Source organism: Gorillibacterium timonense (assembly GCF_001457415.1).
In the GTDB taxonomy this organism is placed as follows: domain Bacteria; phylum Bacillota; class Bacilli; order Paenibacillales; family NBRC-103111; genus Gorillibacterium; species Gorillibacterium timonense.
Genome location: NZ_LN881724.1, coordinates 1531474 through 1546098 on the forward strand (window position 1 = coordinate 1531474; position 14625 = coordinate 1546098).

A 14625-nucleotide genomic window follows, 5' to 3' on the forward strand; every position below is an offset into this window, starting at 1 on the left:
AGAAAGAGTACACATCCGCAGATTTTGGCATACTTCCCATTAGAGCGTGTTGTCTGATCGTCTGATCCCCGGTTTGATAGCGCGCTCGAGGATGATCGGGGAGGCGATGCCCATTGACGGTAGATCGGTATGAACATCAGGTGCTCTATCTCCGTTTCCGCAAACGGGTGTGTCTGGAAAAGGGCGAGGCGCTGACGCTCGGCAAAGCCGCCCGGTTGATCGCCGACCCCGACCGCGAGCCAGAGCTGAAGAGGATGGTGCTCACCCGCCCGGAGCATCGGGATGGCAACATGGTCCTCGTGGATGTCTTGCATATCGTGGAGCTTGTCCGTGAGCGCTATCCCGACATGCGCATCGAGCATTTCGGCGAGCCCTTCGTTCTGGTCGAGGTCAAATCCCGACAGGAGCGGATTCCCGGTTGGTTGCTCGTCACCGTAGTCTGGCTCTTGCTGTTCATCGGCTCGGGTCTTACCATCATGAACTTTCATGCCGATGTGAGCATGCAGGCGGCTCACCGGAGAATGTACCAGCTCATAACGGGGAAATCGGAGCTTAGGCCCTACGCGCTGCAAATTCCGTATTCGCTTGGAATCGGGATCGGGATGGCGCTGTTCTTCAACCGATTTTTCAAGAAAACGTTCAATGAGGAACCAAGCCCCCTGGAAGTAGAAATGTTCCTCTATCAGGAGAACATGAACCAGTATATCGTCACGGAGGAATACGGCAAGCTGGCGGCAAAAGAAGGGGATCGCCATGGCGATTGTCCGTGAGCTTGGGGCCGCGTTCGTCGGGCTGGCCTGGGGGCTTGCCGTCGGCAGCGGCTTTGTGGCGTTCATCGCCGTGCTGGACATTCTTCCCCGCCTCGCGCAGGTCACCCGTACGTATGCAACCATTCGCCTGTACGAACGGGCCTTGATCGCGGGCTCCGTATATTGGACGCTAGCGGATTTATACAGCTGGATGTTCCCGTTGCACCAGGCGGCTGTTACGATAACGGGGCTTCTCTCTGGCATGTTCGTCGGATTGCTTGCGGGAGGACTCACGGAAGTCGTCAACGTTTTACCTATTTTAGCGAAACGCCTCGGGCTTGCCTCTCATATCGGGCTGCTCTTGTTCGCGATGATTCTCGGCAAGGTCATTGGATCGCTTTTCGAATGGTTGTTCTATTGAGGCTAATTCCCTTATTTTTGGGCCGGAAACGCCTTGCATAATGATTGTCAACCCCCCAGCCATGTGATAAGTTTAGAGTAAACTTTTTTAGGGGGAGCGCACGCGTTATGTTTTTGCATGGAACCAGTACGATTAATGGACGGGGGCATCTGGAGATTGGCGGATGCGACGCGACCGTCCTCGCCGAGTCGTTCGGAACCCCCCTGTATGTGATGGATGAAGAATTGATCCGCAGGCGCTGCCGGGAGTTCACCCAAGCATTCAAGGAGTCCGGACTTGATTACCAGGTGGCTTTTGCCAGTAAAGCGTTTTGCGTTATGGCCATGTGCCGGCTTATCGAGGAGGAAGGACTCACGCTTGACGTGGTGTCGGATGGTGAGCTGTACACAGCGCTGCAGGCGGGCTTTCCGCCAGAACGCATTCACTTCCACGGTAACAACAAGACTCCGGACGAGATCGCATTCGGGGTGGATGCGGGAATCGGCGTCTTTGTGGTGGACAACTTTCACGAGCTCGCTCTCTTAAACGCGATCGCAGGCTCCAAGAAAAAGACGGTGAAGATCTTGCTGCGCGTATCTCCGGGTGTGGAGGCGCACACGCATGATTATATGCTGACCGGCAACGAGGATTCGAAATTCGGCTTTGATCTAGGCAGTGGAGGGGCGATGGAAGCGGCGAAGCAGGCGCTTGAACAGCCTCATCTGAAGCTGCTTGGCATTCATTCGCACATCGGCTCGCAGATCTTCGAGGTGGACGGCTTCCGCATGGCGGTCGATAAGCTGATGCAGTTCTGCCTCGCGGTCCGTACCGAGACGGGGGCGGAATTCCGCGTGCTCAATCTGGGCGGGGGCTTTGGCGTCCGCTATGTAGAGGGCGACAAGCCGCTTGAAATCGCGGATTATGTCAAAGCGATTACGGCCAATATCTATTCGACGTTTACGGACAACGGCTATCCGGTGCCGTCCATCTGGGTCGAGCCGGGACGAACCATCGTCGGGGATGCCGGGACGACGCTCTATACGATCGGGTCCATGAAGGAGCTTCCGGGTATTCGCAAGTATGTGTCCGTTGACGGCGGTATGACCGATAACCCTCGTCCCGCCCTCTATCAAGCCAAATATGAGGCGATGCTGGCGAACCGAGGCCACGATGCGAACGAAGAGACGGTCTCCATCGCGGGCAAATGCTGCGAGAGCGGCGATATGCTGATCTGGGATTTGGAGCTTCCGAAGGCCGAAGCTGGAGACATCCTCGCCGTGTCGTGCACCGGCGCGTACAATTACTCCATGGCGAGCAATTACAACCGCATCCGCAAGCCGGCCGTCGTCTTCGTGAAGGACGGAGAAGCGGAAGTGGTGGTTCGGAGGGAGACGCATGCCGATCTGATCGCTGGCGACGTTATCCCAGCCCGCATGCACAAGGCGCCTTCGGAGGCGGGCATTCGCTAAGAAATCGGCGATTTGTATTTTTGCGCTTTTCCCCGTACAATGGTAACCGAGTTCGTCAACTTGAAGGAGATGATTTCCACATGGCTAAACAAGCGAATATTACGATGGAAAATGGGGAGCAAGTCGTGATCGATCTGTTCGAGCAGGACGCTCCCAATACGGTCGCTAACTTTGAGAAGCTGGCTAACAGCGGCTTTTACAACGGTCTCGTTTTTCACCGGGTCATCCCGGGGTTTGTCGCTCAAGGCGGCTGTCCCCAAGGAACCGGCACCGGCGGTCCCGGCTACACGATCAACTGCGAGATCAACCCGAACAAGCATGAGCGCGGCACTCTCGCCATGGCCCATGCCGGACGCAACACCGGCGGAAGCCAATTCTACATCTGCTATGCGCCGCAGCCTCACCTGGACGGACAACACACGGTGTTCGGCAAAGTGGTGAGCGGCATGGACGCAGTGGACAAGTTCCACGGCCGCGACAAGATGGCCAAGGTTGAAGTAGTCGAAGCCTGATTTTGAAAGGAACCGGAGTCCCGGGTGCGGTTCGTTCTGCACCGGGACTCTTTTCGTTTCGAGCACAAATCAGCTTCCAAGCAACTTTTCGATTCGGGAAACCGTCTGTTCTTTCGTGAACCGATCTTATTTTTCACATACGGCCCATACAGTAAAGATAAGCGGCCGTGTCCACCGGAAGGGACAAGCGTGGGTACCGGGTTGAGAGAAGGGGGAAATCATGAAAAAACCAATGAAACGAATCATTTTATTCGTAGGCTTGCTTCTTATTGTCTTTCTTGCGGTCTATGCTTACCGCATCTATGATTCTCTGAACGGTCTAAGCAAAGGCAAAACCGTCGCAGTGGAAGGGATAACCGATTGGAACGGAAAGGATCGCGTGAATGTCCTGCTTCTTGGCGGAGACTCCCGCGACAGCGGGAAGGATCAAAATCCGCGCTCGGATACGATCATGATCGCGTCGGTTGACCCGGCAGAGAAGAGCATCGTTCTCTTTTCCGTCTTGCGCGATACGTATGTGAGCATCCCCGATCACGGGAAGGGCAAGATCAATGCGGCTCTTGCGCTCGGCGGTCCGTCACTTGCGATCCAAACCGTCAGCAATTTGCTCGATATTCCGATTCATTACTATGTGTACACGGACTTCCAGGGTTTCATGTCGCTTATTGACGCCATTGGAGGCATTGAGATCGACGTAGAAAAAAACATGGATTACGAGGATGCGGCCGACGGCCACAAATTCGATATCCATTTGAAAAAAGGCTTGCAGGATATGGATGGGAAGACCGCCTTGCAATACGTGCGGTTCCGTCATGACGCGACATCCGACTTTACCCGTACGGAACGGCAGCGCAAGCTGATCGCCGCCGTCACCGAAAAGCTGCAAAACGCCTCTTCGCTGGTGAAGCTGCCCGGAATCATCAAATCGGTTAGCCCCTATGTCGATACGAACATGAAGCCGACCGACATGCTGAAGCTAGGCCGGCTTGGCTTATCTGCCAAGGGCAACGGGATCGACAGTGTTCAACTGCCTCCCACCAATCTGATCCAAAACATTCGCACCAAAAGCGGGGCCGCTCTCAGTGCCGATCCTGCTGCTCTCCAGGGGTTCGTTTCATCTACTCTGGAACAGGCGAATGAGCAGGCTTCCGGCAAGGGAGAGAAAGACGGGAAGTAGTCGTAGGAAACGGAATTCGCTTGGAGGGTAAGTTAACACCCCATGAGATAAACTCGACATGACAGCTCCAGGAATCGGGGGCTGTCATTCGCGCCTGTCTTGCTTTTATACCGAATGCAGTGGTAGAATCTCCGTAGTACGGTAAAACGTACGAGATGAATTTCCTTCGGGGCAGGGTGCAATTCCCTACCGGCGGTGACCGCAGACTGGATTTACTCCACATGCGGAAGTCCGTGACCCGTGTGGATGAACAGCCTTCGAGCTGCTGCATCTACGCGGCTGATCCGGTGCAAGTCCGGGACCGACAGTTACAGTCTGGATGGGAGAAGGAAATACGGAGATTCAACCGCGTGCCATTGTTGTACTTTTTTTCACATTCCCTTTGCGGGATAAATGGCTGCTGTTGATCCGTTCGTGTTTCAGAACCCCTACGCCCCCGAAAAACAAACGGGGGCTTTTTTGTGTACAGCTTCCGATTCTGGGAAGGGAGCGACGAGATGTGGATGTGCTGAACGACGACTATTACATGGGGTTGGCGCTCGATCTCGCGCGCGGCACGTCCGGTCAGACCGGGATAAATCCGGCTGTCGGCTGTGTGATCGTCAAGGAAGGCCGGATCATCGGCCTTGGGGCGCATTTGCGCCGAGGAACGGCTCATGCGGAGGTTCATGCACTCAACATGGCTGGAGCCGATGCGGAAGGGGCAACCGTCTACGTCACCCTGGAACCATGCAGCCACTACGGGAAAACGCCTCCTTGCGCCGAGAAGCTCGTCGCCGAGAAGGTGGCGAGGGTGGTGGTGGCGGCCAGCGACCCCAACCCCCGTGTTGCGGGCCGGGGAATTGATCGATTGCGGGAGAACGGGATCGAAGTGGTCACGGGAGTTCGGGAGTCGGAGGCCCGCGACCTGAACGAGGCGTTCAACAAGTATATCGTCACCGGGATGCCTTTCGTCACCTTGAAGACGGCCAGCACCTTGGATGGCCGCATCGCCAGCCGGACCGGGGACAGCAAGTGGATCACGAATCCGCATTCGCGCGAATACGTCCACTTGCTCCGCCACCGCCATCAGGCGGTGATGACCGGCAGCGGTACGGTGCTTGCGGACGATCCTGAGCTGACGACTCGTCTCTCCGTACCGGGCCTTCAACCGGTGCGGGTCATCGTCGACTCGGCCTTGCGGCTGCCGCCGGAGGCGCGCCTTCTGGCGGCCGACTCCGGCGGACCGGTCCTGGTGCTCACGCGGGCAGGAGCCAACCCCGAGCGAGCCAAACGCTTGGAGGCGCTAGGCGCGGAGATTATTCCGATCGAAGGGGCTGGACCTCAAGTCGATTTGACCGCCGGTCTTAAGGTGCTCGGCGAACGAGAAATTGGCTCGATTCTCTTGGAGGGGGGAGGGCGCTTGAATGGAGCTATGCTTGAGCGTCGGCTCATCGACAAGATCGTGCTCTTCTTCGCCCCGAAGATCATCGGCGGCTCCGATGCGCCGGCCAGCTTCGCCTTTGACGGCTTCGAGCGCATGGACGAAGCCATCCGGTTAACCCGAACAAGCGTCGAGCTGTTCGGTGAGGACATCTGCCTCACGGGATATCCGGATTTTCGCTTGTAAGAAGGTGACGTTACAGGAAGGAGGCTGGCCCCATGTTTACGGGGATCATTGAAGAAATCGGCACGATGAAGGGGATCAAGCGACAAGGTCAAGCCCTCGTGTTGACCGTTGGAGCCTCGCGCATTCTAGAGGATGTACATCTGGGAGACAGCATCGCAGTGAACGGCGTCTGCCTCACAGTGATCAGCTTCGATGCCGCGAGCGTCTCGATGGATGTGATGCCGGAGACGTACCGCAAGACCAGCCTAAGGCTGCTCCAGCCCGGAAGCCGGGTGAATCTGGAGCGGGCAATGGCGGCTGGCGGCCGTTACGGAGGCCATATGGTTCAGGGACATGTGGATACGACTGGGACGATTCGGAACCGCGAACGGGAAGAGAATGCGGTGGTGTATACGATCGAACCGGAGAAGCCGGAAGTGCTGCGTTATATCATTCCGCAGGGCTCCGTGGCGATTGACGGCATCAGCTTGACGGTCGTCGATACAGCCGACCGAACGTTTACCGTGTCGATTATTCCCCATACCTTGCAGGAAACGATATTAGCAGACAAATATGCAGGAGACACGGTGAACCTCGAATGCGACATTCTAGGCAAGTACATTGAACGGCTGCTGCGTTACCCGGCTGCAGCCGCGAGCAGCCATAAACAAAGCGGGCTCACCGAGCAGTTTCTCGCCGAGAACGGCTTTCTTTGAGAAGCCAATCCGAATGACAGGAGGAAATCACGATGGACGATATCCGGTTTGATTCCATCGAGGAAGCGATCTATGACCTCATGCAAGGAAAAGTCATCATCGTTGTGGATGACGAAGATCGCGAGAACGAAGGGGATTTCATCGCTCTCGCCGAAAAGGCAACCCCGGATGTGATCAATTATATGATTCGCGAAGGGCGCGGGCTCGTCTGCGTCCCAATCACGGAAGAGCGGGCAGCTGAATTGGAGCTTCGCCCGATGGTCGAGCGAAATACGGACAATCACGGGACAGCCTTTACGGTTTCGGTCGATCACGTCACGACGACGACGGGAATCTCCGCACACGAACGCTCCGCTACGGTTCAAGCGTTGATCGACGGCAAAGCGAAGCCGGCGGATTTCCGCCGTCCCGGGCATATCTTCCCGCTGATCGCCAAGAAGGGCGGCGTTCTGCGCCGGGCCGGACATACGGAAGCGGCGGTCGATTTGGCCCGGATGTGCGGCGCGTATCCCGCTGCCGTGATCTGCGAGGTCATCAAGGAAGACGGGACGATGGCAAGGGTTCCCGACCTGATGAAGCTCAAGCAGACGGGGGACCATAAAATCATTACGATTCGGGATTTGATCCACTACCGTAACGAGAAGGATAAGCTCGTCAATCGGGAAGTCGAAGTCAAGCTGCCGACCGATTATGGAACCTTCCGCGCAATCGCTTATTCCAATGATGTGGATGGCAAAGAGCATGTCGCTCTTGTAAAAGGAACCCTCGATCCGGCCGCTCCGGTGCTGGTCCGCGTTCATTCCGAATGCTTGACGGGTGACGTCTTCCACTCTCACCGGTGCGATTGCGGTCCACAGCTGGAAGCCGCACTCGCTCAAATTGAACAGGAAGGCTCCGGTGTGCTGCTCTATATGCGCCAGGAGGGGCGAGGAATCGGCCTCATCAACAAATTGCGCGCGTATAAGCTTCAGGAAGAAGGACTTGACACCGTCGACGCGAATATTAAACTAGGCTTTGCAGCCGATTTACGCGACTACGGCATCGGAGCGCAGATTCTTCGCGATCTCGGCATCCGCCAAATCCGGCTTTTGACCAACAATCCCCGTAAGATCACCGGTCTGGAAGGCTACGGGCTGCAAGTGACGGAACGGGTTCCCCTACAAATGCAGGAAAACGAAGACAATACCCGCTATCTGCATACGAAGAAGCAGAAGCTTGGTCATCTCTTGAACTTTGTGGAACAAAATGAAACCCAACCAACCAAATGACGAAAGGAAGATTTCAATGACGCGCATTTTTGAAGGCAAGCTCATCTCCGAGAATAGCAAATACGCCATTGTGGCGGGACGTTTCAATGAATTTATCGTAGGCAAGCTGGTATCCGGAGCACTTGATGCTCTGAATCGCCATGGAGCGGGAGAAGAAGACGTGGATGTGGCTTGGGTGCCTGGAGCTTTTGAAATCCCCCTCGTCGCCAAAAAGCTGGCGGAAAGCGGCAAATACGATGCGGTCATCACGCTGGGCGCCGTGATCCGGGGGTCAACGCCGCACTTCGATTATGTGGCGAGCGAAGTGTCCAAGGGAGTTGCGTCGATCGGACTCTCCACGGGAGTTCCTACCGTATTTGGCGTCCTGACGACGGATTCCATCGAGCAGGCCATCGAACGCGCCGGTACGAAAGCCGGCAACAAAGGCTGGGAAGCGGCGACGACTGCAATTGAAATGGTGAACTTGATCAAACAGATTCAGGCTTAAGGGAGATTACGGAGAACCGCATGAATGGACCTACCGAGGAAAACCAAATCGCTTCACAAGAGCATCCGCAGGCAATCGTACAGACGGAGGCGCTTGACCAGCCGAACGCGGAAAGAGGGCAGGGAGCGGAGACCTCTGAGCTCAATGAGCCTGTAGGGGCCGCTGAGCTTGAGGGGTCAGAAAAAGCCACTGAGGGCGAAGGGCTTGAAAAGCCGCTTGAGGCTGCTGAGGTCGACGAATTCGGCGAGCCAGTAAAACTCGCCGAAGGCGATCCTGCTGCCGACGCGCATCCTTCCGCCAAGGTGACGTTCAAGCTCGAGGCCTTCGAGGGTCCGCTTGATCTCCTGCTGCATCTGATCGACAAGAACGAAGTCGACATCTACGATATTCCGATCAAGACGATTACCGATCAGTACATGGAGTACCTTGATCTGTTCCAGGAGCTGGAGCTCGATATCACGAGCGAGTTCCTGGTCATGGCCGCAACCCTCTTGTCGATCAAGAGCAAGATGCTTCTGCCGAAGCCGCCCGTCATCGAGATGGATTGGGAGGACGGCATGGAGGATCCGGATTTGGACCCGCGTGCGGAATTGGTTCGACAGCTGATGGAGTACAAAAAGTACAAGGAGATTGCCGATCAACTGCGGGAGATGGAAGAGGAGCGCAGCCATATCTTCACCCGCGAACCGGCGGACTTGACTCCCTATGTGGTGACCGTAAAGGAGAATCCGGTAGAAGGCTTGCTTCCGGCGGATCTCCTGCTCGCCTTTCGGCGGGCGCTCCGAAAGATGGCGAGCCGGAATTCTGTCGCGCGCATTCGCCGGGACGAAATCTCGGTGAAGGAACGGATTCGCCAAGTCATGCGCCAGCTGAAACGCGAAGGCGGCCGCGTTTTGTTCTCCCGTCTGCTGGAAGACGGTTTTTCCCGGGAGGAAGTCGTGACGACGTTCCTCGTCCTTCTGGAGCTGATGAAGATGAAGCGGATCGTCTGCTTTCAGCACCGCTTGTTTGATGACATAGTAATTGAAGCCAGAGAGGATGGAAGTGCGGTTGTCCCTGAATCCGATGTTACCGATTATTGAAGGCCTGCTGTTCGCAGCAGGCGATGAAGGCCTTGATGCCAGGCAGCTTGCGGAAGTGCTGGAGATCAGCGCAGCCGCTTCGCGAGAGCTGGTGGAGAGCCTTCGCCACAATCTGCGAGAAACCGGCAGAGGGGTTCAGATCGTGGAACTCGCCGGCTCCTTCCAGATGACGACAGTGGCCGAGCATGCTCCCTATTTCGAGAAGCTGGCCGAATCACCATCCCGTTCTTCTCTGTCTCAAGCCTCTCTTGAAACGCTGTCGATCGTCGCCTACCGCCAGCCGATCACGCGGGTGGAGATCGAGGAGATACGCGGCGTGAAATGCGATCGGGCACTGCAAACCCTTGTAGCCAAGGAACTCATCGAGGAGACGGGGCGCGCGGAAGCGGTAGGCCGGCCCATCCTGTATGGAACCACCAAACCATTTCTCGATTATTTCGGCTTATCCAGCTTGGATGACCTGCCGGATTCGTCGATCATCGAACAGTCGCTTAGCTTGGAGGAGGAGGATCGGCTTCTCTTCGATCGGGCCGAAGCCAAACAGATCACATTTGAAGATTTGGCCGCTGCTCCCAAGCCTGACGATTTTGCACAGGAGTTTGAAGCCTTGGAAGAGTCCTTTCTCGCACTCGATCAGGAGCCGCTCTCGAAGCTTGACGAAGAGTAAGCTCCGGTTGTGCATTTTTTCCAAAAGAGGGTGCATACTAACCCGTGTTCTCCGGCTTATGCTTGGAGAGTGCGGGTTATTTGCGTGCGAGACTGTTTCGATCGGAAAGGGGCTCTTCCATGGGTTGGCTCATCGCTCTGCTGCTGCTCCTCCTGTTTCTCCTTCTTCTTGCGGCTGTGCTGACGAGTCAGATCCGCATCGAATTCCGGTTCCGAAGAGTGCATGATGACGACCGGCTGGAGGTCGATGTGAAAGCACTCTTTGGCTTCGTCCATTACCGCTATGAAGTTCCCTCAATCGATTATCGCGGTATCCTCACAGGCTTTCGTTTCTTCGGCAAAGAGAAAGGGATTGCCAAACCGGAGACCCAAGCCGATGCGGCCGTTGAAGATTTGAACAAGCAGGATGTGGAGTGGGGAAAAGCTGTCTTTAAGACCTTTCAAGAGAATTTCCGCGATTATAACGGCTGGCTATCGGATATGATGGCGAATATCACCTGTACCGGCTTCCGTTGGTCCTCCAGCGTCGGCGTAGGCAGTCCGGCGAACACGGCGGTGCTTGTCGGTGCTGGTTGGGGGCTGAAGTCGTTTCTGCTCGGAAGATTGACCGATAAGCTTGCGTTTAAGAGCAGGCCGATTCTACTGGTGACGCCTTGTTACAACCGATCGTCCTTCTCGACGGATCTCGAAATGAGGCTGCAAATGAGAGCGGGAGCTCTTGCCGCTTCCGGGTGGAAGCTGCTGCGCCGAATGGGCGGCCTGGGTCATACGAGACAGGTTCTGATGGGGATCAGGCGTACGCTGCAAGCAAGACCTTCCTAATAAAAAGTGGAAACCCGGAACGGCATGCCGCCTGGGTTTCCACTTTTTCCGTAATATCGAAGGGGGTAAGCGCGATCAACCTGTTGTGGCAGCCGGAATCTGATCCGGCTGAGTCTCTCAGGATCGGGTTAGCGGGACATTCGGTTCGACTTCAACCGCATAATCGAGATCCGGAACCCCGAAGCCAAACAGGTGAAGGAAGTCATTACGATAGCCTTCGAGATCGGCGAGCTCGCCTAGATTGTCGGCATCGACCTTTTCCCAAAGTGCAGCGACCTCGCTCTGAACGTCTTCCCGCATCTCCCAATCGTCGATGCGGATGCGCCCGGTTTCATCCACGGGGGTATCCGTTGCGTACAGTCGGTCGGCATAGAGACGGTACATCTGCTCGATGGTTCCTTCGTGAAGTCCCTTTTCTTTCATCACCTTGAAGAGCAGGGAGATGTAGAGGGGGACGATGGGAATGGCCGAGCTGGATTGGGTGACAAGCGCTTTGTTTACCGAAACGAACGCACTGCCGCTGATCTTGCCGCGGAGGAGATCGTTCAATTGATGGGCCTTTGCCTCAAGATCGTCCTTGGATCTTCCGATCGTGCCTTCCCGGTAAATCGGGTATGTGATCTGCGGACCGATGTAGGAATAGGCAACGGTTTTGGCGCCTTCCGCAAGCACTCCGGCTTCCAGAAGATCCTCGATCCAGAACTGCCAGTCCTCTCCGCCCATAACGGCGATGGTTTGCCGGATTTCATCCTCCGTCGCTGGAGCGACGGACACCGTGGAGACCGCTCCGGTCATAAAATTGACCGTCTTGTTCTCATAGTCGCCGCCGATCGGCTTGATGACCGAAGTAAACGCTTCTCCCGTCTTCGGATGGGTACGGCGGGGAGAGGCGAGGCTGTACACGACGAGATCGACTTGGCCGAGCTTCTCTTTAATCAAGGCGATCGTCTCCTGCTTGATCTCATCGGAGAAGGCGTTGCCGTTGATGCTTTCGGCAACAAGCCCTTCCGCTCGTGCGGCAGCTTCAAGTGCGGCCGTATTGTACCAGCCGGCGGAAGCGGTGCGGTCCTTCTCGGCCGGGCGCTCGAAGAAGACGCCGAGGGTGTCGGCGCCGAATCCGAAAGCGGCTGCGATCCGGCTGGCAAGGCCGAAGCCGGTGGATGCTCCGATGACGAGGACCCGTTTCGGTCCGTTCAGCTTCGGTTGTTCTTTTATGTACCGGATTTGCTCGCCTACCTGCCGGGCGCAGCCTTCCGGATGTGCGTTGGTGCAGATAAACCCGCGAATTTTCGGTTGAATGATCATCGGTATGCTCCTTTATCGGGGATTGAAAATGGGGGATCGCCGAAACGCTGTTCGTACGAACTCCGGCTTCCTGTTATTGCGTGGTATCAGTATACCATGTCCTGCTGCGTTTTGCCGCTCAGCGGTCACGGTGAGCGGACAATCGGCAAAAAAATCATCTTGTGTTGCCACCATACCGCGATCCCACTCTAGCGCGAGTACACATACTGACCACCTGATTGGAACACACTACAGAAAGCATAAATCATTGAATCCGAATCAAGGAGGAGGTACTACCATGTCCGACCATCCCATTCAAGGTCTCATGAAGACCGCCATGGAACAGATTACGGAAATGGTCAATGTCAACACCATTGTCGGCGATGCCATTGAAACCGGCGACGGCGATGTGATCATGCCGATTTCGCGCGTAAACTTCGGTTTCGCGGCAGGCGGCAGCGATTTTAACACGGAGAAGAGCAAGGAAGTAGGCGAGGAAGCGAAGCATGCTTCCGTTCAGCTCCCATTTGGCGGCGGCAGCGGCGGCGGGGTATCGATTACCCCGATCGCCTTCCTTGTCGTCGGAAAGCAGGGAGTTCGCGTCGTTCCGTTGGACAACCAAACGCATATCGTCGAACGGCTGATTGATTCCGCTCCGCATGTGGTAGACCGCATTCAGGGGATGCTGCAAAGCTTTGGAGCAACCAACCGGACAGCAAGTGTAGGCGTAAAGGGCCAAGCCTATTCGACCGGGGCACCGGGAAGCGGATCGGCTGCTCCTGCGCCCGGCGGCTATACCGGAAATAATACCGGCGGCGGTTCATTCGGCGGTTATTCGGGAATGGGCAGCACGGGCAGCGGCTTTACGAACGCGGCCGAAGTTTACCCGATCGCCGCAACCGATAATCCGGTCTCCGCTGCTGGGGCAGCCAGCACCGTATCCGGTATCGATACTAACTGATCATCCTGCAGAGTGAAGTACGAAGTCCTCTCTGGCAACAAGCAAGCCGAAGCCGTTCTCGCGCGGAATAATCCGCCGTGAGACGGCTTTTCTCTTGCTATCGGGGATCGAATCTAATGCGGACATGTTCCTGCCGATCCAGGCATATACATGGGTAGAAACAGACCCATTGAACCGGGAGTGAGACCATGACTCGTGTGGTGCTATGTTTGGCTGCGTTCCTTCTCCTGTTCCTGCCCGCATCCCACCTTGAAGCCTCGGGGGACGAGCCTGGATCGGCCGTGCGTCCTGCAACAGCGGACCCGTCAAAAGCTTCACCAAGTAAGAAAACGGTCGAGACAAATGCGGAAGCGGCTGCCTTGGTCGATGTCGCTTCCGGCCGGATTCTCTTCAGTAAGCAGGGAGAGAAGCGGATGCGGATCGCCAGCACGACCAAGATCATGACCGCGATAATTGCCATTGAGTACGGTCATTTGTCGGACAAGGTTACCGTGAGCAAGAATGCGTTCGGCAAGGAAGGCTCCTCGATCTATTTGAAGCTTGGAGAAGAGATGAGCTTGAACGACCTGCTGTACGGGCTCATGCTCCGCTCCGGCAACGATGCCGCAACCGCAATCTCGGAGCATGTGGGAGGGTCTCAGGATGGCTTTGTTTACCTGATGAACCGAAAAGCGGAAGAGCTCGGCATGTCCGGCTCACATTTCGCGAATCCGAGCGGGCTCGATGCTAATGACCATTATTCCACCGCCAATGATATGGTGCGGCTCGCAGCTTACGCCCTCAAGAATTCAACCTTTCGCGAGATCGTGAAGACGAAATCCAAGCGGGTCTCGCGCGAGGATGAACCGTGGGATACCGTCTGGACCAATAAGAACAAGATGCTGACGCTTTACCCGGGCTCGGATGGCGTGAAGACCGGGTTTACCCAGCTGTCTCGCCGCTGCTTGGTCTCCTCTGCCACCCGAAACGGGCAGCAGCTCGCGGCGGTCACCTTGAACGATGGAAGCGACTGGGCCGATCACAGTCGGATGCTGGACTATGGCTTTCAGAATTACCCGCAGCAGACAATCGTCAAGAAAGGGGAATCGCTTGGCGGCCTATTTGTCGCGGCCGAAGCTTTCACCTATCCTTTGACCGAGGAAGAGCTTGATGCCGTTCAAAGAAAAGTGATCGCAGCCGATCCGAAGAGTGCGGATTACCGCCTGGGAGAACGGGGGAATCTGCTTCTGCTCTTGAACGGCGAAACAATCGGCAAGGTGCGAATTACGGTACAAGCGAAAACGGACGGCGGCAAGGGGGCAGCGAGTGGCAGTATCTCAAGCTTACAGCTCGGAGGAGCGGGTCTTTCGAATTCCGTGAAGAAAGAAGATTGGATTCACAAATGGACCCTAGCCTTCCGGCAGGTTTGGAGCGGGCTCATCCCCGGAGAGAAGAGGGGGTAGAA

14 protein-coding genes, 1 pseudogene and 1 riboswitch are annotated in these 14625 nt (G+C 56.1%); of the genes and pseudogenes, 14 read left to right on the plus strand and 1 reads right to left on the minus strand.

From position 1 onward, the window contains the following. Nucleotides 1-113 precede the first annotated feature (113 nt). The 12 genes from BN2684_RS19565 (at nt 114) to BN2684_RS19620 (ending at nt 10936) form a co-directional block, all read left to right on the plus strand. Nucleotides 114-770, plus strand: a complete 657-nt coding sequence (locus BN2684_RS19565; RefSeq protein ID WP_234340280.1) for a stage V sporulation protein AA — start codon at nt 114-116, stop codon at nt 768-770. Continuing rightward, nucleotides 754-1170 carry a stage V sporulation protein AB gene (locus BN2684_RS19570; protein WP_058303791.1) on the plus strand — a complete coding sequence of 139 codons (417 nt, stop codon included), beginning with the start codon at nt 754-756 and terminating at the stop codon, nt 1168-1170. The genes BN2684_RS19565 and BN2684_RS19570 overlap by 17 nt, the downstream gene beginning before the upstream one ends. Nucleotides 1171-1277: 107 nt before the next feature. Continuing rightward, entirely contained in the window at nt 1278-2618 is a 1341-nt protein-coding gene (lysA, locus tag BN2684_RS19575) for a diaminopimelate decarboxylase (RefSeq protein WP_058303792.1), read from the plus strand. 80 nt (nt 2619-2698) lie between these two features. Further along, nucleotides 2699-3130, plus strand: a complete 432-nt coding sequence (locus BN2684_RS19580; protein WP_058303793.1) for a peptidylprolyl isomerase — start codon at nt 2699-2701, stop codon at nt 3128-3130. Between the two features lie 220 nt (nt 3131-3350). Continuing rightward, entirely contained in the window at nt 3351-4307 is a 957-nt protein-coding gene (locus tag BN2684_RS19585; RefSeq protein WP_058303794.1) for an LCP family protein, read from the plus strand. A 158-nt stretch (nt 4308-4465) separates the two neighbouring features. After that, a riboswitch (FMN riboswitch) is annotated at nt 4466-4642 on the plus strand. A 164-nt stretch (nt 4643-4806) separates the two neighbouring features. Next, the gene (gene ribD, locus BN2684_RS19590) at nt 4807-5916 is read left to right on the plus strand and encodes a bifunctional diaminohydroxyphosphoribosylaminopyrimidine deaminase/5-amino-6-(5-phosphoribosylamino)uracil reductase RibD (protein ID WP_234340281.1); all 1110 of its coding nucleotides are present in this window, start codon (nt 4807-4809) and stop codon (nt 5914-5916) included. Nucleotides 5917-5948: 32 nt separating this feature from the next. Further along, entirely contained in the window at nt 5949-6611 is a 663-nt protein-coding gene (gene ribE / locus BN2684_RS19595; protein WP_058303795.1) for a riboflavin synthase, read from the plus strand. 32 nt (nt 6612-6643) lie between these two features. Beyond that, nucleotides 6644-7879: a bifunctional 3,4-dihydroxy-2-butanone-4-phosphate synthase/GTP cyclohydrolase II gene (locus BN2684_RS19600; RefSeq protein WP_058303796.1), complete on the plus strand. Its 1236-nt coding sequence runs from the start codon at nt 6644-6646 to the stop codon at nt 7877-7879. Nucleotides 7880-7895: 16 nt separating this feature from the next. Beyond that, nucleotides 7896-8366, plus strand: a complete 471-nt coding sequence (ribH, locus tag BN2684_RS19605; RefSeq protein WP_058303797.1) for a 6,7-dimethyl-8-ribityllumazine synthase — start codon at nt 7896-7898, stop codon at nt 8364-8366. Between the two features lie 302 nt (nt 8367-8668). Continuing rightward, nucleotides 8669-9448 (plus strand): segregation and condensation protein A, encoded by a 780-nt coding sequence (locus tag BN2684_RS19610; RefSeq protein ID WP_058304641.1) that lies wholly within the window; start codon nt 8669-8671, stop codon nt 9446-9448. Further along, nucleotides 9417-10115, plus strand: a complete 699-nt coding sequence (gene scpB / locus BN2684_RS19615; RefSeq protein WP_392389022.1) for an SMC-Scp complex subunit ScpB — start codon at nt 9417-9419, stop codon at nt 10113-10115. Before BN2684_RS19610 ends, scpB begins: the two co-directional genes overlap by 32 nt. 119 nt (nt 10116-10234) lie before the next feature. Then, the gene (locus BN2684_RS19620; protein ID WP_058303798.1) at nt 10235-10936 is read left to right on the plus strand and encodes a DUF2953 domain-containing protein; all 702 of its coding nucleotides are present in this window, start codon (nt 10235-10237) and stop codon (nt 10934-10936) included. Between the two features lie 117 nt (nt 10937-11053). Here BN2684_RS19620 and fabV read toward each other — a convergent pair whose 3' ends face one another. After that, nucleotides 11054-12241, minus strand: coding sequence for an enoyl-ACP reductase FabV (fabV, locus tag BN2684_RS19625; protein ID WP_058303799.1), 1188 nt, complete (start codon nt 12239-12241; stop codon nt 11054-11056). A 277-nt stretch (nt 12242-12518) separates the two neighbouring features. On the opposite strand from fabV, the pseudogene ytfJ reads away from it, so the two are divergent. Both ytfJ and BN2684_RS19635 read left to right on the plus strand, forming a co-directional pair. Continuing rightward, a pseudogene (ytfJ, locus tag BN2684_RS25105) lies at nt 12519-12935 on the plus strand (GerW family sporulation protein); the annotation flags it as partial. 434 nt (nt 12936-13369) lie between these two features. Continuing rightward, nucleotides 13370-14623: a D-alanyl-D-alanine carboxypeptidase family protein gene (locus BN2684_RS19635; protein WP_082652088.1), complete on the plus strand. Its 1254-nt coding sequence runs from the start codon at nt 13370-13372 to the stop codon at nt 14621-14623. Nucleotides 14624-14625: the final 2 nt, after the last annotated feature.